Annotated in this window: 27 protein-coding genes; 14 read left to right on the top strand and 13 right to left on the bottom strand. The window is 71.2% G+C overall.

Annotation, left to right across the window (positions count from 1 at the left end; all coding sequences use genetic code 11):
* Positions 1–3 precede the first annotated feature (3 nt).
* The 5 genes from ACFYQ6_RS16825 to ACFYQ6_RS16805 form a co-directional block, all read right to left on the bottom strand.
* Positions 4–1515, bottom strand: coding sequence for an ABC transporter substrate-binding protein (locus tag ACFYQ6_RS16825; protein WP_388763535.1), 1512 nt, complete (start codon positions 1513–1515; stop codon positions 4–6).
* A gap of 30 nt (positions 1516–1545) precedes the next feature.
* Complete coding sequence (locus ACFYQ6_RS16820; RefSeq protein WP_388763533.1) at positions 1546–2151, bottom strand: GNAT family N-acetyltransferase; 606 nt, start codon at positions 2149–2151, stop codon at positions 1546–1548.
* A gap of 157 nt (positions 2152–2308) precedes the next feature.
* A complete protein-coding gene (gene ispF / locus ACFYQ6_RS16815; protein ID WP_361578398.1) occupies positions 2309–2824 on the bottom strand; it encodes a 2-C-methyl-D-erythritol 2,4-cyclodiphosphate synthase in 516 nt (171 codons plus the stop codon).
* Entirely contained in the window at positions 2814–3578 is a 765-nt protein-coding gene (ispD, locus tag ACFYQ6_RS16810) for a 2-C-methyl-D-erythritol 4-phosphate cytidylyltransferase (protein ID WP_361578401.1), read from the bottom strand. The genes ispF and ispD overlap by 11 nt, the downstream gene beginning before the upstream one ends.
* A 387-nt stretch (positions 3579–3965) precedes the next feature.
* Positions 3966–4448, bottom strand: a complete 483-nt coding sequence (locus ACFYQ6_RS16805; protein WP_006380568.1) for a CarD family transcriptional regulator — start codon at positions 4446–4448, stop codon at positions 3966–3968.
* 705 nt (positions 4449–5153) lie between these two features.
* Here ACFYQ6_RS16805 and ACFYQ6_RS16800 point away from each other — a divergent pair.
* Positions 5154–5804, top strand: a complete 651-nt coding sequence (locus ACFYQ6_RS16800; RefSeq protein ID WP_388763531.1) for a DUF461 domain-containing protein — start codon at positions 5154–5156, stop codon at positions 5802–5804.
* Between the two features lie 114 nt (positions 5805–5918).
* On the opposite strand, the gene ACFYQ6_RS16795 is transcribed toward ACFYQ6_RS16800, so the two are convergent.
* The gene (locus ACFYQ6_RS16795; protein ID WP_014047499.1) at positions 5919–6599 is read right to left on the bottom strand and encodes a response regulator transcription factor; all 681 of its coding nucleotides are present in this window, start codon (positions 6597–6599) and stop codon (positions 5919–5921) included.
* The gene (locus ACFYQ6_RS16790) at positions 6596–7864 is read right to left on the bottom strand and encodes an ATP-binding protein (RefSeq protein WP_361578407.1); all 1269 of its coding nucleotides are present in this window, start codon (positions 7862–7864) and stop codon (positions 6596–6598) included. Before ACFYQ6_RS16790 ends, ACFYQ6_RS16795 begins: the two co-directional genes overlap by 4 nt.
* A gap of 198 nt (positions 7865–8062) precedes the next feature.
* Between ACFYQ6_RS16790 and phoU the strand changes: the two genes are divergently transcribed.
* Entirely contained in the window at positions 8063–8740 is a 678-nt protein-coding gene (phoU, locus tag ACFYQ6_RS16785) for a phosphate signaling complex protein PhoU (protein WP_361578410.1), read from the top strand.
* Positions 8741–8923: 183 nt separating this feature from the next.
* Positions 8924–9064 carry a hypothetical protein gene (locus ACFYQ6_RS16780; RefSeq protein ID WP_167748631.1) on the top strand — a complete coding sequence of 47 codons (141 nt, stop codon included), beginning with the start codon at positions 8924–8926 and terminating at the stop codon, positions 9062–9064.
* Between the two features lie 199 nt (positions 9065–9263).
* Here the strand turns inward: ACFYQ6_RS16780 and ACFYQ6_RS16775 are convergent, their stop codons facing one another.
* Complete coding sequence (locus ACFYQ6_RS16775) at positions 9264–10571, bottom strand: MDR family MFS transporter (RefSeq protein ID WP_388763528.1); 1308 nt, start codon at positions 10569–10571, stop codon at positions 9264–9266.
* A gap of 207 nt (positions 10572–10778) precedes the next feature.
* Here ACFYQ6_RS16775 and ACFYQ6_RS16770 point away from each other — a divergent pair, with 207 nt between their 5' ends.
* The 6 genes from ACFYQ6_RS16770 to ACFYQ6_RS16745 all read left to right on the top strand — a co-directional run bounded on the left by ACFYQ6_RS16770 (position 10779) and on the right by ACFYQ6_RS16745 (position 14443).
* Complete coding sequence (locus ACFYQ6_RS16770; protein WP_361578416.1) at positions 10779–11540, top strand: phosphoglyceromutase; 762 nt, start codon at positions 10779–10781, stop codon at positions 11538–11540.
* Between the two features lie 207 nt (positions 11541–11747).
* The gene (locus ACFYQ6_RS16765; protein WP_361578419.1) at positions 11748–12710 is read left to right on the top strand and encodes an SDR family NAD(P)-dependent oxidoreductase; all 963 of its coding nucleotides are present in this window, start codon (positions 11748–11750) and stop codon (positions 12708–12710) included.
* A gap of 102 nt (positions 12711–12812) precedes the next feature.
* The gene (locus tag ACFYQ6_RS16760) at positions 12813–13247 is read left to right on the top strand and encodes a VOC family protein (protein WP_388763526.1); all 435 of its coding nucleotides are present in this window, start codon (positions 12813–12815) and stop codon (positions 13245–13247) included.
* 87 nt (positions 13248–13334) lie between these two features.
* Complete coding sequence (locus ACFYQ6_RS16755) at positions 13335–13862, top strand: NUDIX hydrolase (RefSeq protein ID WP_361578424.1); 528 nt, start codon at positions 13335–13337, stop codon at positions 13860–13862.
* Positions 13863–13955: 93 nt separating this feature from the next.
* Positions 13956–14204: a hypothetical protein gene (locus ACFYQ6_RS16750; RefSeq protein WP_361578427.1), complete on the top strand. Its 249-nt coding sequence runs from the start codon at positions 13956–13958 to the stop codon at positions 14202–14204.
* Positions 14201–14443 (top strand): hypothetical protein, encoded by a 243-nt coding sequence (locus tag ACFYQ6_RS16745; protein ID WP_361578430.1) that lies wholly within the window; start codon positions 14201–14203, stop codon positions 14441–14443. The genes ACFYQ6_RS16750 and ACFYQ6_RS16745 overlap by 4 nt, the downstream gene beginning before the upstream one ends.
* Before the next feature lie 261 nt (positions 14444–14704).
* Here ACFYQ6_RS16745 and ACFYQ6_RS16740 read toward each other — a convergent pair whose 3' ends face one another.
* On the bottom strand, positions 14705–15217 hold the full coding sequence (locus tag ACFYQ6_RS16740; protein ID WP_361578433.1) for a MarR family transcriptional regulator: 513 nt from the start codon (positions 15215–15217) through the stop codon (positions 14705–14707).
* A gap of 162 nt (positions 15218–15379) precedes the next feature.
* Between ACFYQ6_RS16740 and ACFYQ6_RS16735 the strand changes: the two genes are divergently transcribed.
* Positions 15380–16315 (top strand): EamA family transporter, encoded by a 936-nt coding sequence (locus tag ACFYQ6_RS16735; protein ID WP_388763523.1) that lies wholly within the window; start codon positions 15380–15382, stop codon positions 16313–16315.
* Here ACFYQ6_RS16735 and ACFYQ6_RS16730 read toward each other — a convergent pair.
* A complete protein-coding gene (locus ACFYQ6_RS16730) occupies positions 16299–17081 on the bottom strand; it encodes a hypothetical protein (protein WP_388763521.1) in 783 nt (260 codons plus the stop codon). The genes ACFYQ6_RS16735 and ACFYQ6_RS16730 overlap by 17 nt on opposite strands.
* Positions 17082–17305: 224 nt before the next feature.
* On the opposite strand from ACFYQ6_RS16730, the gene ACFYQ6_RS16725 reads away from it, so the two are divergent.
* Positions 17306–18298: a phosphotransferase family protein gene (locus ACFYQ6_RS16725; protein WP_388763520.1), complete on the top strand. Its 993-nt coding sequence runs from the start codon at positions 17306–17308 to the stop codon at positions 18296–18298.
* Between the two features lie 128 nt (positions 18299–18426).
* On the opposite strand, the gene ACFYQ6_RS16720 is transcribed toward ACFYQ6_RS16725, so the two are convergent.
* Both ACFYQ6_RS16720 and mshA read right to left on the bottom strand, forming a co-directional pair.
* On the bottom strand, positions 18427–18933 hold the full coding sequence (locus ACFYQ6_RS16720) for a YbjN domain-containing protein (RefSeq protein WP_361578445.1): 507 nt from the start codon (positions 18931–18933) through the stop codon (positions 18427–18429).
* Positions 18934–19017: 84 nt separating this feature from the next.
* A complete protein-coding gene (gene mshA / locus ACFYQ6_RS16715) occupies positions 19018–20367 on the bottom strand; it encodes a D-inositol-3-phosphate glycosyltransferase (protein ID WP_361578448.1) in 1350 nt (449 codons plus the stop codon).
* A 246-nt stretch (positions 20368–20613) separates the two neighbouring features.
* Between mshA and ACFYQ6_RS16710 the strand changes: the two genes are divergently transcribed.
* The 3 genes from ACFYQ6_RS16710 to ACFYQ6_RS16700 all read left to right on the top strand — a co-directional run bounded on the left by ACFYQ6_RS16710 (position 20614) and on the right by ACFYQ6_RS16700 (position 24474).
* Positions 20614–21396, top strand: coding sequence for a class I SAM-dependent methyltransferase (locus ACFYQ6_RS16710; RefSeq protein ID WP_361578451.1), 783 nt, complete (start codon positions 20614–20616; stop codon positions 21394–21396).
* Positions 21397–21672: 276 nt separating this feature from the next.
* On the top strand, positions 21673–22749 hold the full coding sequence (locus tag ACFYQ6_RS16705; protein WP_388763518.1) for an NlpC/P60 family protein: 1077 nt from the start codon (positions 21673–21675) through the stop codon (positions 22747–22749).
* Between the two features lie 375 nt (positions 22750–23124).
* The gene (locus ACFYQ6_RS16700; RefSeq protein ID WP_388763516.1) at positions 23125–24474 is read left to right on the top strand and encodes a PP2C family protein-serine/threonine phosphatase; all 1350 of its coding nucleotides are present in this window, start codon (positions 23125–23127) and stop codon (positions 24472–24474) included.
* Here ACFYQ6_RS16700 and ACFYQ6_RS16695 read toward each other — a convergent pair.
* On the bottom strand, positions 24456–24791 hold the full coding sequence (locus ACFYQ6_RS16695) for a DUF2516 family protein (protein ID WP_033298647.1): 336 nt from the start codon (positions 24789–24791) through the stop codon (positions 24456–24458). The two genes, ACFYQ6_RS16700 and ACFYQ6_RS16695, sit on opposite strands and share 19 nt — an antisense overlap.
* Positions 24792–24862: the final 71 nt, after the last annotated feature.

Here is a 24862-nt window from a genome sequence, read left to right as displayed (position 1 = left end):
GGGTCAGCCGAGGCGGGTGTCGGCGGTGATGAGCGTGCGTTCCATGGGGTCGAGTGCGACGCCTTCGACGCGGGCCTCGTCGTACCCCTGCACGAAGCGCTCGTGGACGAGCGGTACGAGCGCGTCGCTGCCGAGGACGGCGGCCTCGGCGGTCATCTCGGCGCGGTGGCGGGCGTCGGTTCCGGTCTGCGCGGCGGCCTTGGCGACGGCGGCGTCGACGCGGTCGTCGCAGAGCTGGGAGATGTTGAAGCTGCCGTCGCAGGTGAAGTCGGAGGCCAGGTAGGAGAGAGGGTCCGCGGTGTCCAGCAGGGTGTTGCGGGCCTGGATGAAGGCGTCGTACTTCCCCGCGAGCGCGTCGGCCTCCAGCTGCGCGTAGTCGCGTACGACCTGCTTGACGGTGAAGCCGCGCTTCTCCAGCTGCTGCTGGACGAGCGTCGCGACCTCGGGGAGTTCGGGGCGGTTGGTGCAGGTGGCGAGGACGATCTCCTCCGTCCCGGCCACCTCGGCCCGGCCGGCCGCCTTCGCCCGGTCCGTCGGGGCGGTGCGCTGCCCGGCGGCCCAGGGGACGCCGGGGCCGAGGAGCCCCTGCGCGGTGTCGGCCCGTCCCTCGTACACCCCGTCGACCAGGGCCTTCGAGTCGATGGCCTCGCGGGCGGCGGCGCGCATGGCCGGGTCGGCGAAGACACCGTGTTCGGTGTTGAGCGAGAGGCCGTTGGTCCGGGCGGAGGGGAATTCGTGGACGTATGCGCCGCCGAGCAGCGACGCCTGCGATATCGGTACGTATTCGGCCACGTCGACGCTCTTCGTCCGCAGCGCGTTCGCACGGGCCGTGCCGTCGGCGACGAAGGTGACGTCGACGCCCGGGGACTCGGCCTTGTCACCCCAGTAGTCGGCGTTGCGCTCCAGGGTGGCGGCGACCGCGCCCTTGACTTCGGTGAGGGTGAACGGTCCGGTGGCGTGCCCGGCCGGGTTCACCTTGCCGTTCTTGTAGGCGCCGGCGGACAGGATGGTCAGGGACGGGTTCGCGAGCCGCTGCGGGAGCAGCGGGTCCGCGTCCTCGGTGACGATCCGTACGGTGCCGGGGGCCGTGGCCGTCGCGACCAGGCTGGTGTCGGACAGCACCCGGGGCAGCGGGGACGCCTTGCCCGCCGCGGTGAGCGACCGGACCACGGCGTCGGCGTCGACCTTCGCGCCGTCCTGGAAGACGGCGTCGCGGAGGGTGAACGTCCAGGTGGTGGGGTTGTCCTGCTTCCAGGACGTGGCGATCGCGGGCTGTGCCGCGCCGTTCTTGTCCAGTGTGGTGAGTCCCTCGATGACGGCGAGCCGGCTGAGGGTGACGGCGTCGTCCCCGTACGGGGACATGGCCTGGGCGGGCGGGAAGGCCATGACGACCCGGAGCCGCTGCGCGTCGCCGGAGGCTCCGGAGCCGCTGGACGAGGAGCAGGCGGCGAGCGGGAGCAGCAGAGCGGCGGCGATGACCGGCAGCGTGGCGCGGCGGTTCCGGGGCAGAGGCATGACGAAGACCCTATATGGAAACGATTATCATCAGATGTTCGAGGTGGCGTGACCGTCGCCGGCAGGGGGCATCGGCAGCTCGAAGTGGACGATGCCCTGCCCACCTCCCGGCAACCGGCGTTCGTCACAGACCTCGTGGGCCATGGACCGCCAGAACGGCTCGGCGCCCGGCACCGCCGGGTCGGTGTGCAGGTAGAGCGAGGTGTAGCCGCCGGCCCGCGCGGCGAAGTCGCCGAGCTCCCGCACCAGCGCCCGGGCCAGGCCGTGCCTGCGGTGCTCGGGGCGTACGTAGATCCGGCACAGCTGGGCCGTGGTGCCGGAGGGGAAGCGGTCCGCGACCCACTGGGGGTTGGGCGGCGCCTGCGGACCACGGTCCCGCACCGCGCCTGTCGCGACGACCTCGTCGCCGTGGAGCGCGACCAGGAGGGTGCAGCGCCGGGGCAGCAGGTAGGCGCCCTCGAGGTCGATGATGTCGGCGTGCCAGCGCGGCACGTAACCCGACCGCAGGTCGTGGTACACGGTGTCGAGCATCACGGCCCGCGCACCGCCGACGTCCTGCGCGGTGGCGGTCCGCAGGACGTATCCGTCCGCCGGCGCGCTCCGTTCGGTCGTCGCACCGGCGATCGCACTCGACACTGACGCCACCCTCGCTCTCGGCCCGTACGGCACATCACTTGCCGCATCAGCGTACGTGCAAGTGATGTGCAATAAGGCGGCGGGGTCCTCGTGGCGGAGCCATCCGTGTGTCCCGGCCGGAGAACCGGCCCGGGCACACCGCACAAGTGCCCCTGCGTCAGCCCTCGGTGCGGTGGACCAGGGCGGTCGCGATGCCCGCGATGCCCTCGCCCCGGCCCGTGAAGCCGAGGCCGTCCGACGTCGCCGCGGAGAGCGAGACCGGGGCTCCCACCGCCTCGGACAGCACCTTCTGGGCCTCGTCGCGCCGCTTGCCGATCTTGGGGCGGAGTCCGACGACCTGCACGGCCACGTTGCCGATCTCGAAGCCCTCGGCACGCACGATCCGCGCGGCCTCGGTGAGCAGGGTGACGCCCGACGCACCCGACCACTCGGGCCGGCCGGTGCCGAAATGCTGTCCCAGGTCACCGAGTCCGGCGGCCGAGAACAGGGCGTTGCAGGCGGCGTGCGCCACGACGTCGGCGTCGGAGTGCCCGGCCAGCCCGGGGCCCTCGCCCTCCCACAGCAGCCCGGCGCACCAGAGCTCGCGGCCCTCCTCGAAGGCGTGGATGTCGGTCCCGATGCCGACACGCGGGATCACGGGGGCGGGCTGCCGCCGCACGGTCTCAGAATCCATCGTTCGCCCTCCGGCGTGCGAGAACGGCCTCGGCCAGCACCAGGTCGAGCGGCCGGGTCACCTTGAACGCCTCCTCGTGCCCGGGCACGACGACGACGGGCGCACCCGTCCGCTCGACCATGCCCGCGTCGTCGGTCGCGCCCTCCCCGTCCACGGCCACGCTCTCGTGCGCCCGGACCAGCGCGTCCCGGGCGAACCCCTGAGGGGTCTGCACGGCCCGCAGCCTCGCCCGTACGGGAGTCGAGAGCACCGGTTCCGGACGGCCCGGCTCCCCCGGCTCGACCTCCTTGACGGTGTCGGCGAGCGGAAGCGCGGGAACGACGGCCGGAGCCCCGTCCCGCACGGCCTCGATGACAGCGTCCACGGTGTCGACCGGCACGAGGGGCCGGGCGGCGTCGTGGACGAGCACGACGGAGACGTCGTCGGGCAGGGCGTCGAGGCCGAGCTTCACGGACTCCTGGCGGGTCGCACCACCGGGGACGACGACGTAGTCGGTGCGCTCGGGCAGCGCGTGCCCGTCGATGAGGTTCTTGACCTCCGGCGCGCCGTCCGGCGGAGCGACCACGACGACGAGACTCACGGCGCGGGACGCGGCCATGGCCCGTACGGCGTGGATCAGCATGGGGGTACCGCCGAGCGCGCGGAGCGCCTTGGGGGTACCGGGGCCGAGCCGGACGCCGCGGCCCGCCGCCGGGATCACCGCGGCGGTGCGGGAGCGGCTCGGCTCAGCGGGCGTCGGTGACATCGATGACATCGGTTGCACTCCGAAGCTTCGGCAGGTTTGTTTCCACGACCGACATGGGTATGGCCTGGGCGTGCCCCCGACCGTAGGTTGGGGGGAGAGCCTGGCGCGACGCCTTGACCTGACCGGGAACCCTTCCGTGACCCCCGGTCGGCCGAGCCGCGCAGGGCTCGGTGGGGCTTGCTGAGGGGGACGGCACCGAAGGCGACCCGCGAATCCGGGTGGATTCCGTCGAATCCGGACCGCCCGGACCGGGCCCGAGCATGCCCAGGGCCGGGTCCGAACATGCCGCAGCGCCCGACGACTTACCGTAGAAACGGCTGGTCAGCGGGCACCGCGGCACAATGTGTTACGACCGGATTCGTCAGCCGGTGGCACCGGTCGCCGGTGTCGTCCGGTTCAGGACGCGAGGACCTCGTCGAGCAGGGCCTCGGCCTTGTCCTCGTTCGTGTTCTCCGCGAGAGCGAGCTCGCTCACCAGGATCTGGCGGGCCTTGGCGAGCATGCGCTTCTCACCTGCGGAGAGTCCGCGCTCACGCTCACGACGCCACAGGTCACGCACGACTTCCGCGACCTTGATGACATCGCCCGAGGCGAGCTTCTCGAGATTTGCCTTGTAACGTCGGGACCAGTTCGTCGGCTCTTCGGCGTACGGCGCGCGCAGCACCTCGAAGACCCGGTCCAGCCCTTCCTGCCCGACGACGTCGCGCACTCCGACGAACTCCGCATTGTCCGCCGGTACACGAACCGTCAAGTCGCCCTGGGCGACCTTGAGCACCAAGTAGGTCTTGTCCACGCCTTTGATCTGGCGAGTTTCGATAGCCTCGATCAGCGCGGCCCCGTGATGGGGATAGACCACGGTGTCGCCAACCTTGAACGTCATGTGACAGGTACCCCTTCCGTGGCTATCCAGAGTAACACGAGAACGGCTTCTCCTGAATGGCGTTTTCGCAGGTCAGGGCATATCTCGGGGCTTGACAACTGCGCCACGAACGTGCTGCGCGAGGCTTCCGGAAGGCGATATTCGCAGGTCGGAGCGGGCGTACGGCCGAGCGGAAACATCTGCGTCACACACGCCGGAAGGCCTCCAGAAGGGGCCGAACGTCCCGTTTTGTCGGATTCCGGATGGTGAACTTTCCGTACTCCGTTCGGACATCGATCACCCGTACGGACCTTAGCGTCCGTGGCCATTGAAATTGATCACCGTCCGGACCCCGGGTGGATTATGCGCGGGAAATGCGCCACGGCCGGTAAATCGATCACCCGCCGATCAAGATGCCGATCACCCGCGTTTTGTGAACGGCGTGCGAAACAGCGTGGCCAGGAGGGGTACGGCGCGCCTACGACAAGCGTCGCGTCCCCGTACGGAGGACGGACGGAACGCGGCCGGCGGCCCGCCCGGGCGCGGCGAGGGCTTTCGGTCCACAGCTCGGCCGCCCACAGGGGCGGGTCGGGTGCGGGCCCGGGAGGGCGGCTCGGTAACCTGAGCCCGCTGACACACACTTAGGGCGGCTTTACGGCCGCTCGGGCCTTCCTGTCCGCAGAGTCCGAAGTCCGCTGTCCGAACGTTCAAGGAGTTGCCGCCGCCGTGAGCCGCAGCCTTCGACACGGCGCCCTCGCCGCCACTGCCCTCGTGTTCTCGATCGCCACGCTGTCGGCCTGCGCCGCCGGCAACAACGCGCAGACGCTTCAGGTCAGGCCGGACAACGCGGCCACCGCCGTCGGCTCCCTCAAGATCCAGAACCTGAACGTCATCACGCAGCCCGGGCACGAAGCCGAGGGCCCGGCCGTCATCGCCGGCACGCTGTTCAACGACAGCGCGAAGCGTGAGGTCCTGGAGAAGATCACGCTGCCCGGCAGCAACGCCACGGTGAAGCTGAACGCCGCCAAGGGCAAGGGACCGCTCGTGGTCCCGGCCGGCGGGCGGGTCATCATCGGCGGCGCGAACAACGCCTCCGCCGTCATCGAGAACGGCCGTCAGGTCGGTGCCGACGGCAGTGTGCAGACCGTCGTCTTCACGTTCAGCGAGACCGGGGACGTCGAGCTCGGTGCCGCCGTCGTGCCGGCGACCAGCTTCTTCGAGGGCTTCGGCCCGAGCACGCTGCCCACCCCGAAGCCCACGCCCTCGGAGTCCGAGTCCGGCGCCACGGGCGAGCCGACCGACGGGGCCTCAGAGAGCCCGTCGGAGACCGGCTCGGCCTCGCCGGAGGGCGACAGCGCCGCCGCCGACACCCACTGATCACGCGGGTGGGGGGTGTCTCCGCCGGAGACACCCCCCACTCAGCGCGCTCGGCCTCCAGGCGGCCCGCGCTCAGCGCGCGCCCACCTCACCGGTCCCGGTCACCGGGCCGGTCTACGGCTCGAACTTGTAGCCCAGGCCACGCACCGTCACCAGGTACCTCGGCGCGCCGGGATCGGGCTCGATCTTGGCCCGGAGCCGCTTGACGTGGACGTCCAGGGTCTTGGTGTCACCCACGTAGTCCGCGCCCCAGACCCGGTCGATCAGCTGCATACGCGTCAGCACGCGACCCGCGTTGCGCAGGAGCATCTCCAGCAGGTCGAACTCCTTCAGCGGGAGGTCGACCTTGCCGCCGGAGACCGTGACGACGTGGCGGTCCACGTCCATCCGGACCGGGCCGGCCTCCAGCGCGGCCGGAGTGACCTCCTCCGGCTCACCGCGGCGGCGCAGGACCGCGCGGATGCGGGCGACCAGTTCCCGCGAGGAGAAGGGCTTGGTGACGTAGTCATCGGCTCCTATTTCCAGGCCGACGACCTTGTCGATCTCGCTGTCCTTCGCGGTGACCATGATCACCGGGACGTTCGACCGGACACGCAGCTGCCGGCAGACCTCCGTACCGGGCAGGCCGGGGAGCATCAGGTCGAGCAGGACGAGGTCGGCGCCGTTGCGCTCGAACTCGTCGAGGCCGTCCGGGCCGGTGGCCGCGATGGCCACCTCGAAGCCTTCCTTGCGCAGCATGTAGGAAAGGGCGTCGCTGAAGGATTCCTCATCCTCGACGACAAGCACTCGGGTCACGGAAGAGCCTCCGGGGCAGGAAATGGTTCGTAAGAATCGGTCTCGTACGGTCCCTCGCCGTCAACTGCACCGTTGACGACGAGCGCTCCGCCGGTGTTACGTCCCCGTACGACGCCCGACTCGGGCAGTCGCAGGGTGAAGGTGGAGCCCTGGCCTTCCGAGCTCCATACGGTGACCTCCCCGCCGTGCGAGGCGGCCACATGCTTGACGATGGCGAGGCCGAGACCGGTGCCACCGGTGGCCCGCGAGCGGGCCGGGTCGACTCGGTAGAACCGCTCGAACACGCGCTCGCGGTCCTTCTCGGAGATGCCGATGCCCTGGTCGGTCACGGCTATCTCGATCAGATCCCCGCCGGGCGCGGACAGTTTCCGCGCCGCGATTCCGACGCGCGTGCGTGCGGGGCTGTAGTTGACGGCATTCTCCACGAGATTGCCGAGAGCAGCGGCCAGCTGGCTGCGGTTCCCCCAGACCGTGAGGTCCGCCGTGCCGCCCGATGCCATGGTGATCTGCTTGGAACCGGCCTGCTGGCGGCACCGGTCGACGGCCTCGGCGACCAGCTGTTCCACCCGTACGGGTTCGGCGTCCTCGAGCGGGTCGTCGTTCTGCACCCGGGAGAGGTCGATGAGCTCCTGGACGAGGTTGGTGAGCCGGGTCGCCTCGATCTCCATACGGCCGGCGAACCGCTGCACCGCCTCAGGATCGTCGGACGCGTCCATGACCGCTTCGGAGAGCAGGGAGAGCGCGCCGACCGGGGTCTTGAGCTCATGGCTGACGTTGGCGACGAAGTCACGCCGTACCGCCTCTATGCGCCGGGCCTCGGTGAGGTCCTCGACCAGCAGCAGCACCAGGCGTGAGCCCAGCGGGGCGACCCTCGCCGAGACGGCGAGCGCCTCACCCCGGCCCGTGCCGCGGCGCGGGAGGTCCAGCTCCACCTGTCGTATCTCACCGTCACGCCGGGTGTCCCTGGCCATGTGGAGCATCGGCTCCACAGCAAGGCGTCCGCCCCTGACCAGGCCCAGCGCGTAGGCGGCCGAGCTGGCCTTGACCACGCTGTCGCTCTCGTCGAGCACGACGGCCGAGGAGCTGAGCACGGACAGGACCGTGTCCACCCCCGGGGGCAGGGCGGCGTTGCCGTCGGGCCGCAGGGACGTACGCGTGGGGCGCTTCTGCTCGCGTTCGCTCCAGCGGAACGCCAGCATGGCGATCACACCGGTGCAGAGCCCGGCGATCGCGGCAGCTGCGGCGACCGCCGCGTTCACGTCCATGCTTCAAGGTTATGCGGGCTCGCCGACACTCTCCCAGCCATCCGAGTGCCTTCTCGAACACTCGTCGCCCAGAGTTCACCAAGGGGATAGTGCCGGTTCACTTGGGCGGTCGGATCCCGACGCGTAGGCCCCGCACCGTGGCAACGTGGGGGTCGGCCCTAGACCCCGGCCTCAGCAAGGATCTGGAGAGGGACTTCCATGCGCGACGCTTACCACGAGGAACTCGATTCGATCGGCGAAGGCCTGGTCGAGATGGCCCGGCTCGTCGGCTCGGCGATCGGACGGGCCACGACCTCCATGCTGGACGCCGATCTCAAGCTCGCGGAGAGCGTGATCGCCGCGGACCAGAAGGTCGACGACCTCCAGCACGACCTGGAGGCACGCGCCATCGCGCTCCTCGCCCGCCAGCAGCCCGTCGCCACCGATCTGCGGATCGTGGTCACCTCGCTGCGCATGAGCGCCGACCTGGAGCGCTCGGGCGACCTCGCCCAGCACGTCGCCAAGCTGGCACGGCTGCGCTTCCCCGAGTCCGCGGTGCCGCACGACCTGCACGCCACCATCCTGGAGATGGGTCAGCTCGCGCAGCGGCTGATGGCCAAGGCCGCCGAGGTCATCATCACGAAGGACGTCGATCTGGCGCTCCAGCTGGAGCAGGACGACGACGAGATGGACCTGCTGCACCGCACGCTGTTCCAGCACCTGATGGACGACCGCTGGAAGCACGGCATCGAGACCGCCGTGGACGTGACGCTTCTGGGCCGCTACTACGAGCGCTTCGCCGACCACGCGGTCTCGGTCGCCAAGCGCGTCGTCTACCTGGTCACCGGCGAACACGCGGACGAGATTCAGGCGGCCACGCCGGTGGAGGGGGCGTAAGGGGGCGCGAGGGCCGGGACGGTCGTACCTCTGTCCCCACCCTCGTGCGCCGTTGAAGCGCCCTCCGGGCTGGGCATGCAATGGGTGCGGGGGCGGCGCGGCATGCCCGCGGCCCCCGTCGTCGGCATGTGTGGCCCACGCATGTGCCGTACGCCGTCGAGTCGTACGCCCTGAGGAGGGACCATGGCCGATTCCCCCGTGACCGAACCCCAGCAGGAGACCCCGACCGAAGTGGTGCACCTGCCCGTGCTGGGAGCCTGCGGTTGCGGCTCGGGCTGCGGGTGCGGCTGCCAGTCCGGCGCGCCGTGCCAGTGCGGCGGCTGAGCCCGGCCGAATCCTGCGGCGGGGCCCCGTCACGGACGCGTGTCCGTCACGGGGCCCCGCCGCGGCGCGCTCCTCGGACCGCGGGCGCCACAGACCGGGCCGCGGGTTCGGGCACTCAGACCGCGGGCCCGGGCGCTGAGACCGCGGGCCTGGGCACTCGGTCCACGGGCCTGGGCACTCGGTCCACGGCGCCAGGCACTCAGACCGCGGGCTCGGGCGCCGTGCGGTCCTCGGGCGCCTTCCGGCCCTCAGGTGCCGACCGGTCCTCGGGTGCCGACGATGCCGCGACGACCGGCTCGGGCAGTTCCAGATTCCGCATCAGCAGCCAGTAGCCCGCCGCGGTCACCGTGCCGAGCACCGCACAGGTCCCCCACAGCCAGGCCGCACCGTAGTGGTCGATCACGAAGCCCGACATCAGGGGAGCGATGAGCGCCGCGACCGACCAGGACATCGTGTACATGCCTTGGTAACGCCCCCTGCCGTGCGCCGGGGACAGCTGCACGACAAGCCCCGTCTGCGTCGGCGCGTTGACGATCTCGGCGAGGGTCCAGACGCACACCGTCAGCGCGTAGACCCCCACCGATCCCGCGAAGGCGGTCAGCCCGAAGCCGTAGCCCGCGAGAACGGACGAGATGATCAGCAGCCGTCGCGGATCGCGGTGCTGGATGAAGCGGGTGACCGGGATCTGCAGGGCCACGATCAGCACGCCGTTGACGGCGATGGCGGTGCCGAAGTCGGAACTGGACAGCCCGTCCGTGCCCATGGCCACCGGCAGCCCCACGTATCCCTGCTGGAAGATCAGCGCCACCAGGAAGGACAGGCCGACGACGGCCATGTAGCGCCCGTCGCGCAGGACGGTGCTCAGCCGCACGTCGTCCGGCGCGGCCTCCCCCGCCTTCCGGGGCTCGTCCTCCGGCCGGGATTCCGGCACCTTGAGGAAGACGACGACGGCGCACAGCAGCGTCAGGGCGGCCTCTCCCAGGAAGCCCGCCATATAGCTGTACTCCGCGATGAAGCCGGCTCCGGCCGAGGAGACCGCGAACCCGAGGTTCACCGCCCAGTAGTTGAGCGAGAAGGCCCGCACCCGGTCCTCGGGCCGCACGATGTCGGCCATCATCGCCTGCACGGCAGGCCGGGAGGCGTTGCTCGCCATTCCCACCACGAAAGCGACGCCCGCGATCGCGACCGGATGCACCATGAAGCCGAGCACGGCCACCGACACGGCGGTCGAGAGCTGCGCGATCAGCATGGTGGGCCGACGCCCCAGCCGGTCGGTCATCACCCCGGCACCGAGCGACGAGACGACCCCGCCGAGCCCGTGCAGCGAGGCGACGAGACCGGCGTACGAGGCCGAGTAGCCCCGGTCCAGGGTCAGGTAGAGCGCCATGAAGGTGGCGACGAACGCCCCGAGGCGGTTGACCAGGGTGCTGGTCCACAGCCACCAGAACTCCCTGGGGAGGCCGGCGACCGTCTCGTGTGCCGCCTTTCTGAGACCGGCGACAGACATAGGGCTTCCCCCCGGGGACGTGCGTGTACGGATGGGTGCGGGCAGACTCTGTAAGCGGCCCAACAGCTGTCCGAACATTACGAAAACGGATTCCCCGGCCGCCACTGGATTGACGCCGACCGTCAATCGTGGGTTCGCCGTCCCGCCCCGTGTCCGCCCTGTGACCGAGCGCGCGGAGCTCGCGCGGGTTCGATTACGCTCGGACCCATGGCCGACGCACCGTACAAGCTGATCCTCCTCCGCCACGGCGAGAGCGAATGGAACGCGAAGAACCTGTTCACCGGATGGGTGGACGTAGACCTCACCGACAAGGGCGAGAAGGAGGCGGTCCGCGGCGGTGAGCTGCTCAAGGACGCCGGCCTGCTCCCCGACGTCGTGCACACCTCCCTCCAGAAGCGCGCGATCCGCACGGCCCAGCTCGGGCTGGAGGCCGCGGACCGCCACTGGATCCCCGTGCACCGCTCCTGGCGTCTGAACGAGCGCCACTACGGCGCCCTCCAGGGCAAGGACAAGGCCCAGACGCTCGCCGAGTTCGGCGAGGAGCAGTTCATGCTCTGGCGCCGCTCGTACGACACCCCGCCGCCCGCCCTCGAGGACGGCACCGAGTTCTCGCAGAGCGCCGACCCGCGCTACGCGACGATCCCGACGGAGCTGCGCCCGCGCACGGAGTGCCTCAAGGACGTCGTCATCCGCATGCTGCCGTACTGGTACGACGGCATCGTCCCGGACCTCCTCGACGGCAAGACCGTCCTGGTCGCCGCCCACGGCAACAGCCTGCGTGGCCTGGTGAAGCACCTGGACGGCATCTCCGACGACGCCATCTCGGGCCTCAACATCCCGACCGGCATCCCGCTCGCCTACGAGCTGGACGCCGACTTCCGCCCCCTGAAGCCGGGCGGCACGTACCTCGACCCGGACGCCGCGAAGGCTGCGATCGAGGCCGTGAAGAACCAGGGCAAGAAGAAGTAGGTTCGCTGATCATGCCCCCGACCCGCGCTTACGGCGCGGGGCGGGGGCGTTTTCGCGGCGTGGGCCCTCTGTGGGACCTCGGCGCGGTGAATTCCGCGCCGGTCGGGAACGACCCAGCTCGAAGATGGACCTGCGTCGCCGAATGCCGCGCAGCCGTTGAGCAATCGGCTTGCCTTCGAGTGTGGTTCAGCATCTAGCGTCTCCCGCATGACGACACCTCAGCAGAAGATCGGATCGGGTTTCGGTGCCCAGAGCACCGCGGACGACGTGCTGAACGGGATCGATCTGGCCGGCAGCACCGCGATCGTCACCGGGGGCTACTCGGGGCTCGGTCTGGAGACGACCCGCGCACTGGCCGCTGCGGGGGCACGGGTCGTCGTCCCCGCCCGACGGCGGGCGGTCGCGCAGGAGGCGGTCGCGGGCATCGACGGGGTCGAGACCGACGATCTCGACCTGTCCGACCTCGAAAGTGTCCGCGGCTTCGCCGAGCGGTTCCTGGACTCGGGCTGTCAGCTCGACATCGTGATCAACAACGCCGGGATCATGGCCTGCCCCGAGACCCGGGTCGGTCCGGGCTGGGAAACGCAGTTCGCCACCAACCACCTCGGCCACCACGCTCTGATCAACCGTCTCTGGCCGGCGATCGCCCCCGGTGGCGGGCGTGTGGTCGCCGTGGCCTCCGGCGGCCACGGCATCACCGGCATGCGCTGGGACGACGTGCACTTCGAGCGCGCCTACGACAGATGGCAGGCGTACGGGCAGGCGAAGACGGCGAACGTGCTGTTCGCCGTGCAGCTCGACGCGCTGGGCCGCGGTGCCGGGGTCCGCGCGTTCGCGGTGCACCCCGGCAGCATCCTCACTCCGCTGCAGCGCCACCTCGCGAAGGAGGACATGGTCGAGGCGGGCTGGATCGACGAGGAGGGCAAGGCGATCGATCCCACCTTCAAGACACCCGAGCAGGGCGCGGCGACGCAGGTGTGGGCGGCGACCTCCCCGCAGCTGGCGGGCATGGGCGGGGTGTACTGCGAGGACTGCGACATCGCCGAGCCGGCCGGTGAAGGCTCGGAAGGCGGCGTGCACGCGCACGCCACGGACCTCGAGCAGGCCGCGCGGCTGTGGGCGCTGTCGGCCGAGCTCACGGGCGTCGACGCCTTCGCGACGGCGAAGTAGCGGCTGCCCTCGGGGGCCCGGAACTGCCGTGGCGGACCGCCGTCCCGCGAAGCCCGCGCCTCCCCGCCTGCGGTCGGACGGCGTTCGCGTCACAGTGGAGGGATGGACGCACAGCACGACGCAGATCTTCTGGGCGCCCGGGCACTCGGCGCGGCGACCAGGCTGCCCGTGCAGGACCTGGAGCGGGCGCGGCGCTTCTACGCCGAGAAGCTGGGACTGGAGCCCGTCGACGAGCGGCCCGGCGGGCTGTTGTACCGGTGCGGGGGCTCGGAGTTCGCCCTGTTCCGGTCGGCGGGCGCCTCGCCCGGCACCTTCACCCAGATGGGCTGGCAGGTGGACGACATCGAAGCCGTCGTGACGGAACTCGGGCGGCGTGGCGTCGAGTTCGAGGAGGTCGACCTGCCGGGGCTCCGCACCGAAGGAGGCATCGCCGAGATCGAGGGCAACTACCCGAGCAAGGGTGCCAGGGGTGAACGCGGCGCCTGGTTCCGGGACAGCGAGGGGAACATGCTGGGCATCGGCCAGGCCGTCAGGTAGGTGCCGTCGGATTCGTCCCGCGCACCTGTGGGAACGGGGCCTCGCGGCAGTGTTCCGGTTGCCGCGAACCGGGGAAGGACCCCGGGCATGCCGGGAAACGCGGCGGAGCCGCTCGCCGTCGACAGCCGGGGCAACCGCCTGGTCTCGTTCGTACGGGGAGACGAGGACACGCCCCCGCAGGATGCTCCCGTGCCCCTGTCCCTGACGGCCCTCTGGTGCCGGGGCGGGGTCCTCCTGGTCCACGACCGTCACCGGGACACGTGGGAGCTTCCCGGGGGCAGGATCGAACCCGGTGAGAGCGCGCGGCAGGCCGCTGTGCGCGAGCTGCTGGAGGAGAGCGGACACGAGCCGGACGGCGCCCTGGAGTTCGTCGGGTACGCGGAATTCCTGCTGATGCCCGGCCGGAGGCGCGAGTACGGCGCGCTGTTCACGGGCAGCACGCTGCGTGTCACCGCGTTCGAGCCCAATGAGGAGATCTCCGCGATCTGTTGGTGGGATCTGCGTACTCCACCAGGTGATCCGCGCACTCCACCCGGTGGGCGGGTCGCCCAGCTGGACGTTCACCTCGCCCGGTTGAGCCGTGCACATGCCACCGGCGCCCGGGGCACCCGCTAACGTGACCTGCACAACAGTCCGTCACCCAGGGACGCACCCCCGCCGTGAGGGGCGGGCAGGGCGCGGAGAGCAAGGAGATCGGGGAGAGCGATCATGGGCGAGTCTCTGAAGACCTTCGTCAGCGGTGCCGAAGTCGAGGTTCCCAACAGCATTCCGGCGATCCGCGCCGCGCTGCCCGAGGAGAGACGCGAGGAGTTCGACCACGCGATCAACGAGGCCGGCGTCCACGAGATCCAGGCTGTCATGCGGCACTGGATGCTCGAATCCGTACCCGATCCCGAGGCCGAAAAGATCCTGGACCGGCTCGCGCAGGACGAGGCCGAGAGGCGGAACGTCGCTTGAGTTTCCGCATCTCCTACGCACCGCCCGCCGATGACACCCTGGCCAAGATGCGCGACGGCGACTCGTTCCGGGCCGAGATGGCGCGCACCCTCGGCCTGGACCCCTACGGACACGCGTCCACCGCCGTCAAGCTCGAACGCGACCGGCGCGAGGCGACCGTGGCCGGGGCCATCGTCCTCTACTACGTCTCCGGGACCGTGCTGACGGTCACCGTCGTCAGGCTCGTACCTCTCCCGTGAGCCCGGCCCCCGAACGCGCCTGACCGTACGGGCGCCCAAGCCCAGCTCCTGACCGTACGGCCGCCCAGGCCCAGCGCCTGACCGTACGGCCGCCCAGGCCCACCGCCTCACCGTACGGCCGTCCATGCCCACCGCCTCACCGTACGGCCGTCCATGCCCACCGCCTCACCGTACGGCGGGCCGTCGCCGCCGATCCGCGTACGCCCGGCGCGACGCCCCACCGTACGAACTCTCCACCTCGTCGCGCCGTGGGTCCGGCCCTCAGCCACGCGTCGCCGTACGCCCCGTGTCACCCAGGGACTCCAGCAGACCGCGCAGTTCGCCCGCGATACGCCCGCGCTCCTCGCCCGTCAGCCCGGAAAGCATCCGCTCCTGGTTGTCCACGTGATCGACCAGGACCGTGTCGATCAGTTCGCGCCCCGCGTCGGTGAGGGAGACGTGCACGCTGCGGGCGTCCTCCTGTCTGCGGATACGGACGACGAGGCCGCGGGCCTCCAGGCGGTCGAGCCGCTGGGTGATCGCGCCGGACGTGACCATGGCGGACCGCATCAGATCCGCGGGGGTCAGGCGGTGGGGCGCCGGGCTGCGGCGCAGGGTGGCCAGGACGTCGAAGGCCGCCGCGTCGAGGCCGTGCGCGCCGAAGACGGCGCGCTGCTCCGCCTCGACGATCTGCGCCAGCCGCTTGATGCGCCCGAACACCCCCATCGAGGAGGCGTCCAGCTCGGGGTACTGCTCCGCCCACTGGGCCAGCACGCGGTCCACATGGTCACTCATTGCTTCAGTCTACCTATGGCTTAGCATTGAGATACCTACTTGCTTAGCGCTAAGCAAACGCTGTACGTTCTTGCCCATGACGCAGGTTGCTGCTTCCTCGACCGCGCCGCAGGCGATCCGTACCCGCCGTGGCATCCACCCCCGCTCCGAGGGCGGTGCCAGGTGAGTGACCGCCGGGTCGCCTCCGACTCCGCCCTCACCGCGCTCGCTCCGCTGATCTGGGGCTCCACCTACCTGGTCACCACGGAACTGCTGCCCCCGGACCGGCCCTTGCTGGCCGCCACGGTCCGCGCCCTGCCCGCGGGCCTGATCCTGCTCGCGTGGGGCCGGAAACTCCCCCGGGGCAGCTGGTGGTGGCGCGCCGCCGCCCTCGGGCTGCTCAACATCGGCGCGTTCTTCTACCTGCTCTTTCTCGCCGCCTACCATCTGCCCGGCGGGGTGGCCGCGCTGGTGATGGCGGTACAGCCGACGATCGTCCTCGCCCTGTCCGCGCTGCTGCTGAAGACGCGGACCACGACGGCCCACGCCGTCGCCTGCGCACTGGGCATCCTCGGTGTCGGCCTGCTGGCACTGACCTCCCACGCTTCCCTCGACGCCGTGGGGGTCGGCGCGGGGCTCCTGGGCGCCGTGAGCATGGCGAGCGGGATCGTGCTCACCAAGCGCTGGGGGCGTCCGCCCGGCGTGGGGCTGCTGACCTTCACCGGGTGGCAGCTGAGCTTCGGAGGCATCTTCCTTCTGCCGGCCACCCTGATCGCCGAAGGGCTTCCCGGGGCCGTGGACGGACGGAACGCCGCCGGTTTCGCCTATCTCGGGATCGTCGGGGCGCTGTTCGCCTACACGATGTGGTTCCGCGGCGTGGAGCGACTGCCCGCCCTGGCCGTCTCCGCGCTCGGCTTCGCCTCGCCGCTCGCCGCGACGGCCCTCGGCTATCTCGTACTGGGCGAGACCCTGTCCCCGGCGCAGCTCGCGGGCTCGCTCCTGGTGATCTGCGCCGTCGTGCTCGTCCGGCCCCGGACGACGAGCGAGCGGCCGGGCGCAGGACCGTCCGGCCCGCCCCCGGCCCCTCGCCGTGTGCGAATGATCAGCCGAGCTTCTTGACCTGCGCCGCGACGAGCTCGGTCGGCATCTCGAAGTCCGGGGACGCACCGCCGGACACACCGAGGTTGAAGGAGAAGAAGGTGGCGATCGTGCCGCCCTGCCGGAGGCTCACGAGCTTGAAGGGAACCTGCTCGCCCTCCTCGCCCATCAGCACCGTCCAGGCGAGGGCCTCCTCGCCGCCGGTCACCTTCTCCTCGGTCAGCTTGGTGACCTTCTGCTTCGAGCCCTTCATCGTGAGGGTGAACCCGCCTTCGGCGCACGCGGCAGCCGACTCGCGCAGCTCGGCAAGGCTGTCGGCCGCGCCCTCTCCCTCGTACGAGGCGAGCGTGACCAGCGAGGACGTGACGTCGAGCATGCCGGCGAGCGCGTCCTCGGGGTCCGCGGACTCGTCCTTCTTGGGCTCCTGGACGACCTTGCGCCCGGCGTTGCCGACCGGCTCGCCGCGCTTCACACCGTAGAAGGCGTACCCGATGGGCTCGCACTCCTTCTTGTCCACGGTGAGGTCCGTCGCCTTGCCGATGTCCTCCGGGCCGGTCTTCGTGATCTTGTGGCCCGCGAGGTCGCCCTGCTCCAGCGACACCTTCTCCAGCTCGGCCGAGGTCAGCGCCTTGACCGCCGCGGGCTTCGACGCGGCGTCGTCCTTGCCTCCCGAGGTGCCGCCGTCACCCTTGGCACCGGAGTCCGAACCGCTGCACGCGGTGGCGAGCAGCGTCAGGGACGCCACGGTGGCGGCGAGGGCGGTACGGCGTACGGCAGTGGCGCGCATGGTTGTTCATCTTCCGTCCGAAGGAGCAACAGCCCGCTCCGGGCGCGGATTTCGGCGCCGGCACGCAAGAACTGCCGCAGTGCGTGACACTCTACGATCGGACACCTGTCCGATGATCGGCCCGAACGGTCACGGCATGTGATCGTGACTTCGCTGTGATCACCTTGTGAAGCCGCTGTGGGTCCGGGTGCCCGCCGGCCGTGAGCAGGAGAGGAGTCGACGCCGTGCCCGTCGACACGACAGCTGCGGTGCTCGGAGCGGTGGGGATCGAGGACCACGAGATCACCTCGCGTACGTCACTCGCCGGGGGCACCTACAACACCGTCACGCGCGTGACCCTCCAGGACGGCAGCGACTGGGTGGTGAAGGTCCCGCCCGGCCACAGCACCGGCATGCGCTACGAACAGCGGCTGCTGACCAACGAGGTGACCTTCTACGAGGCCGCCTCGGCGCAGGGCGTCGAGCCGGTCCCCTCGGTCGTCCACAGCGAGCTCGACCCCGGGGCGCCGGCCGGGGCGTACGTCGTCATGACCGCGCGCCCCGGGCGCCCCTGGCACGAGATCGCGGACGAGCTGACGGCCGGTGAGACCACCGCACTGCGCCACGAGTTCGGGAGGATCGTCGGCGCGTTGCACAACGTGACGGGCAAGGCCGGCTTCGGCTATCCCGCCGAGCCCTTGGGACCGCTCACGCGCACCTGGCGTGAGGCCTTCACCGCGATGACGGACGCCGTGCTCGCCGATGCCGAGACGTACAGAGCGCGCTTGCCGCACCCCGTGGACCACATCCGCGAGATGCTCCACTCGGCATCGGGCGAGCTGGACGCGGTGACCCGGCCCGCGCTCGTCCACTTCGACCTCTGGCAGGGCAATCTGCTGGTGACCGGGGAGCCGGGCGCCCGCAGCATCGGCGGGATCATCGACGGCGAGCGGATGTTCTGGGGCGACCCGGTCGCCGACCTCGTCTCCACCACCCTGTTCGGCGAGCCGGAGGCGGACCTGGACTTCCTCGCCGGATACGCGTCCTCGGCCGGCGAACCCCTCGGCTTCACCCCGTCGGTACGCCGCCGGCTCAACCTCTACCGCAGCTACCTCTACCTCATCATGCTCACCGAGACGGTGCCCCGCGGCGCCGGACCGGACGCGCGGGCCTGGGCGTGGAAGGAGGTCGCGCCGCGGCTCGTGGCGGCGCTGGAAGAGGTGACCCGGCCGCGGTGACCGGGGCCGGGTCAGGTCCGGTCCACCGGAGGTGACCCGGCCGCGGTGACCGGGGCGGTTCGGGTCCGGGCCACCCGCGCGCGGCCCGCCCGGCGGGAGGACCGCGCCGGGACCGTGGCCGCTGTGCCTCAGGAGGGGCGCTGGGTCAGATGCGCGAAGGCGTCCAGGTTGCGGGTGGATTCGCCGCGCTCCACCCGCCAGGCGTACTCCTTGCGGATCGCGCTCGCGAAGCCCAGTTCCAGCAGCGGGTTGAAAGCGCCGTCCGCCGCCTCCAGGACGACGCCCAGCAGCCGGTCGAGCTCCTCGGGCGTGACGACGGAGAGCGGGAGCCTGCCGACCAGGTAGATGTCGCCGAGCTGGTCGATCGCGTAACTCACTCCGAACAGCCGGAGGTTGTGCTCCAGGAGCCAGCGATGCACGGCCGCGTCGTTCTCGTCCGGGTGACGGATGACGAACGCGTTGAGGGAGAGGGAGTGCTGCCCGACGAGCAGGGAACAGGTCGTGGACAGCTTCCGGGTGCCCGGCAGTTTCACGACGTAGTTGCCGGGTTCGGGGCTCTCCCATTCGAGCTCGGCGTCGTTCAGCGTCGCCTCGATGACCTGTGCCGCTGCTGCTTCGTCGGATACGTCAGCCATGATGCGAGCGTACGACAGCCGCCCCTGCGCCCGGCGCCTCAGCCGTGGCGCGACCGTACGACAGCCGCCCCTGCGCCCGGCGCCTCAGCCGTGGTGCATGCGCGCGCGGCGGCGGTGGTCGTTCATCGCCGCCGTGTACACGTCGGCGGTCGCCGACGCCGCCGCGCCCCAGCCGAACGACTGCGCGTGCGCGGCGGCGGCCGCGCCCATCCGGCCGGCCAGTTCCGCACTGTCCGCGAAACGGCCCAGCGCCTGCGCGTACGCCTCCGGGTCGTGCCCAGGGATCAGGAAACCGCTGACCCCGTCCCGCACGGCCACGGGCAGACCGCCCACCGCCGCCGCGACCACGGGCGTACCGGCCGCCTGGGCCTCGATGGCGACGAGGCCGAAGGACTCGCTGTACGAGGGCATGACCAGCACGGACGCCGCCCGGAACCAGTCGGCCAGCTGGTCCTGCCCGACCGGCGGGTGGAAGTGCACGACGTCGGCGATGCCGAGCCGCGCGGCCAGCTTCTGCAGCCCTTCCGGCTTGGCGAGCCCACTGCCACTCGGGCCGCCCACGACGGGCACGAGCATGCGTGAGCGCAACGAGGGATCGCGGTCCAGGAGCACGGCCACGGCACGCAGCAGCACGTCCGGGGCCTTCAGCGGCTGGATGCGGCCGGCGAACAACGGGATCAGGGCGTCCTGAGGCAGGCCCAGGCGCGCCCTCGCCGCCGCACGGCCGTCCGCCGGGCAGAAGCGCTCGAGGTTGACCCCGGGGTGCACGACAGCGACCGAGGCGGGATCGGCGTCGTAGAAGCGGATGAGCTCGTCGGCTTCGCCCGAGGTGTTCGCGATGAGCCGGTCCGCGGCGTGCACGATCTGCGTCTCACCGATGACCCGCGCGGCAGGCTCGGGGGTGTCGCCTTCGGCGAGCGCGGCGTTCTTGACCTTCGCCATGGTGTGCATGGCGTGTACGAGAGGCACTCCCCAGCGCTGGGCGGCGAGCCACCCCACCTGGCCGGAGAGCCAGTAGTGCGAGTGCACGAGGTCGTAGTAGCCGGGGCGCTGCCCGGCCCATGCCTGCATCACCCCGTGTGTGAAGGCGCAGAGCTGCGCGGGCAGCTCCTCCTTGGCGAGGCCCTCGTACGGTCCGGCGTCCACGTGCCGGACGAGGACCCCGGGGGCCAGCTCGACCGTCGGGCGCAGCCCGCCCGTGGTGGCCCGGGTGAAGATCTCGACCTCGATGCCGATCGCGGCGAGGCGCGTGGCGAGCTCGACGATGTAGACGTTCATGCCGCCCGCGTCGCCGGTGCCCGGCTGGTGCAGCGGAGAGGTGTGCACGGAGAGCATCGCGACGCGACGCGGCTTGCGGTGTCCCGCGAAACCGCCCGGGAAGCGGAGACGGGGTGCAGCACGGCTGCTGCCGAGCCGGGAGACGTACTGGCTCACGAGTCCGCTCCTCCTCTTCGCTCAGGGCACACGCGCCGGGCACAGAGACCCTTCGAAGGGCGAGAACAGCGGAACACTGCCTTTCATTTCCGTTTTGCCAAACCATTACGTTGCCTTCGGCGCGTCGACTGCTCTCCCGCGCGCTCCGTCGTTCTCACGGCCCGGACGACCGGCATCCGCCGCCGTCACGAGCGCCCTCTCCTGCTCGCACGGGTGCCCTCCGGGGCTTCGCATACGCTTTTCGTCATGCACCAGCGCCCCATCGGCACCGCGACCCGCGGGACCACCAACCCCAACAGGCTGCGCCGGATGGACCGCTGGATCGCCGCGACCCACGGCCCCGCTCTGCGCCGCAGCGACTCCCCGGTGGCGGTGGACCTCGGCTACGGCGCCGCGCCCTGGACCGCCGTGGAGCTGCTGGAACGACTGCGCGCCGTCGAGCCCCGCACGGCCGTGGTGGGCGTCGAGATCGACCCCGAGCGGGTCGCTGCGGCGCGTCCGTACGAGCGTGAGGGGCTCAGCTTCCAGCACGGCGGCTTCGAGATCCCCCTGGCCGTCCGGCCGGCGCTCATCCGGGCGGCGAACGTACTGCGCCAGTACGACGAGGGCGAGGTCGCAGCGGTCTGGCAGCGGCTGTGCGCCCGTCTGGCCCCGGACGGGCTGGTGGTCGAGGGCACCTGCGACGAGATCGGCCGCAGGCACGTGTGGGTCGCCCTCGGCCCGGAGGGGCCGCGCACGGTCACGTTCGCGACCCGGCTCGGCTCGCTGGAGCGCCCCTCGGACCTCGCCGAACGCCTCCCGAAGGCGCTGATCCACCGCAATGTGCCGGGCGAGCCGGTACACGCCTTCCTGCGGGACCTCGACCGGGCCTGGGCCTCCGCCTCCCCCTACGCCTCCCTCGGGGCACGGCAACGCTGGATCGCCGCCGTACGCGCGGTCTCCGCCGACTGGCCGCTGACGGACGGCGTACGGCGGTGGCGGCAGGGCGAGATCACGGTGCGGTGGTCCGCGCTGCGGCCGGGGGCGTAGTTCCGGGGCGCGGGTCCAGGGGTGTGGGTCCGGGGCGCGGGCCCCAGAGGCGCGGGGCCGCGCGTTCCGCGCTCCGGACCCGGGTGCCGAAAAGAGCCGGATCCGGGAACACAAACGGATCACCGTTCGTCCCCCTGTGTGACGAGACGGGTGACGTGCGCCTCTGTTGCTTTACGGGACGACATGGCACGATCGCGTCGTCAGTCGAACGTTACTGACGGTAAGTCACATGTCCGCGATCTGGCTTTCATCGCCATTCGCCCGGAGGGGGAGCTTGTGAACCGACGCCACTGTGCCACTGCCGCGATCACCCTGGTCTGCGCACTGGCCCTGCTGACCGCGCCGGTCCAGGCCATGGCCGCCCCGATCCCCGAGCCCACTCCGGCGGCCACCGCACCCGCCGTGCCCGCCGCCGGGAAGAAGAGCCTCGAAGAGGTGCGCGAGGAGATCGACACCCTCTACCGCAAGGCGGGTGCGGCCACCGACGCGTACAACCTCGCCCAGGAACAGGCCGAGAAGCAGTCCGGAGAGATCGTCAGGCTGACCAAGGCCATCGCCGACGGTCAGGCCCGCATCGCCGAGCTGAAGGACTCCGCGGGCGCGCAGGCGCGCGAGCAGTACCGCTCCGGCGGACTGCCTCCGGGCGCCCAGCTGATGCTGAGCGGCGACCCCGAACTCTTCCTGGACGGCGTCAACCAGGCGCGCCAGAGCCAGCAGGCCACCAAAGGGATGCTGACGGAACTCCAGCAGGCCCAGGGCGACTTGGAGACGTACACCCAGGACGCGAGCCTCAACTGGGAGAAGCTCGAAGCCAACCGGGTCAAGCAGGCCAAGGCCAAGAAGAGCATCAACGCCCAGATAGCCGCGGCGAAGGAGCTCGAATCGCAGCTGGCGAAGGAGGAACGGGCCAGGCTCCTGAAGCTGGAGCAGGACGCGGCGTCCACGGCCCAGGCCGCCTGGCTCTCCTCCGGCGCGCTACGGGACATCAACCGCGAGGCGAGCGCCGCCGGGAAGCAGGCGGTGGCCTTCGCGACCGCCCAGATAGGCAAGCCGTACGTATGGGGGGCCGAGGGCCCTGGTTCCTACGACTGTTCCGGACTGACGTCCCAGGCGTGGGCCGCGGCGAAGCGGCCGATCCCCCGGACCTCCCAGGAACAGTGGCGCCTGCTGCCGCGCATCCCCATCCAGGACATGCGCCCCGGTGACCTGATCATCTACCACAGCGACGCCAGCCATGTCGGCATGTACGTCGGCGACGGATCGATCGTCCACGCCCCGCGGCCGGGCCGCCATGTCACGCTGGCGGGAGCGGGTTCGATGCAGATCCTCGGAGTGGTCCGCCCCGACAAGTAGGAGCGGAGGCCGGCCGGGCAAGTAGGGCCGCGGGCCCGCCCCGACAAGCAGGGGCGGGCCCGGCCGGACGAGCAGGAGCGGGGTCCCGGGCGGACGGGCCGGCCGGGACCGGGTGAGCTGGGCCACGACGGACCGCGCGGTGCATGTGAGCGGGACGTGTCCGGCGCGTGATGTTCGTCATGACCCCTTGTCCGTTTCATGCGCACGCGGCACGCCGGATCCGTGGTGGGACGCGGCTTATGGCCGCGCATACGACTCAGGCTGATCACCGGGCGCCATTCCGTTCCCCCGGCGCGGACCGCTATCGTCCCCGTCGGCGGGTCGTCGATCGTCGTCCCGCCGCGCCCTCGGGGGGAGGGAAGGAAACCCGAACCGATGCCCGTACCCGTACCGCAGCAACGTGCCGTTCCCGCTGCGGAGACCACTCATGGCGCCGACCTCACGCTCCTGGTGATCGAGGGCGACCCTTCGGGCACCTTCACCGTTCCCGAGCTGTCGTCCACCACCGGCGCGCGGGTCCGTGTCCGCACCGCCCGCAACCTCACCGAGGCGGGACGCCTGCTCACCGACGACGTCGACTGCATCCTGCTGGATCTCGACCTCGAACTGGCTCCCCTGTCCGCCGCCGCACGCGCCGAAGGCCGCGACGCGGGGACGGCGCAGCCGGACGAGCTCGCCACCCTCAAACACGTCCTGCGCATCGCCCCGCGGCACGCCGTCCTCGCGCTCACCGCCGAGGGCGACGCCGAGCGGGCCGCCGAGGCCGTACGGGTAGGAGCCCAGGACTACCTCTTCCGCGACGAGCTGGACGGACGCCTCCTCAGCCGTGCCATCCGGTACGCCGTGGAGCGCAAGCGCGCGGACATCGCCCAGCACCAGCTGACCGAGTCCCGGCTGCGGGCCCAGGAGAACGCCCGGCTGGAACGCGGGCTGCTGCCCACGCCCCTCCTCGAAGGCTCCGACCTCGCCTTCGCCGCCCGCTACCGGCCGGGCCGCAGCCGCGCCCTGCTCGGCGGCGACTTCTACGACACGGTCCGCACCCCCGACGGCACGGTCCACGCGATGATCGGCGACGTCTGCGGTCACGGGCCCGACGAGGCGGCACTCGGCGTCGAGCTGCGCATCGCCTGGCGGGCACTGACCCTGGCCGGACTCTGCGGCGACGCCCTGCTCTCCACGTTGCAGCAGGTCCTGGAGCACGAACGGCAGAGCGAGGAGATCTTCGCGACGCTCTGCACCGTCGACATCGCCCCCGACGGCCGCCGCGCGGGACTGTGCATCGCGGGCCACCCCGCGCCGCTCATCGCCCGCCAGGGCCGCGCGGCACACCTGCTCCCGTACGAGGACGGCGGCCCGGCGCTCGGGCTGCTGCCGCACGCCCGGTGGCCGCGCCGCCAGGTCGAGCTGGGCGGCTCGTGGAGCCTCATGATGTACACCGACGGGCTGATCGAGGGCCGCGTCGGCCCGGAGGGCACCCAGCGGCTGGGCCAGGACGGGATGGTCGCGATGATCAACGGCCGGCTGGACCAGGGGCTCGGCGGCGAGGCCCTGCTGGAGGCCGCGGTCGCCCAGGTGCGCGAGCTGAACGGCGGCGAGCTGACCGACGACGTGGCGGTCCTCCTGCTGGAACGTGACGAGGCCCGGATACGCCGAAGGGGCAGGAACGCGTCGCGCTCCCGCCCCGGTGCCGCCTCGGCGGCGGGCGCTCAGCGCCCGCCGTTGTAGGGGCCGTACGGCCCGTCGCTGCTGGAGCCTCCCCGCCGGCCGCCCCCGCCCGACACGGCCTTGATCGCCGGTCGCACGTCCACCATGAAGACGATGGACGCGATCACGCCCGCGATCTGCAGGAACAGGATCGGGATGACGAGGTTCACGAAGACGGTGACCCCGAGAATGATCAACCAGAACGACTTCTTCTGCTTGTCGGCGGCCCGGTAGGCGTCCTCGCGCGCTGTCACGGCGAAGACCAGCGCGACCACCGCCAGCACGAGCATGGCCAGATACAGCAGCTGGAGGAACGAGCCGAAAGCTTCGAGCAACACGGTGAGCACCGCCTAGTCAGTGGATGAGCGCCTCGCGGCCAAGGTACCGGGACAACGAGCCAGGCACCCTC

Origin of the sequence: Streptomyces sp. NPDC005494 (assembly GCF_042872025.1) — a bacterium.
GTDB lineage: Bacteria > Actinomycetota > Actinomycetes > Streptomycetales > Streptomycetaceae > Streptomyces.
The sequence above is the reverse complement of the archived record's forward strand: the minus strand, read 5'-3'. Positions and strand labels throughout refer to the sequence as shown.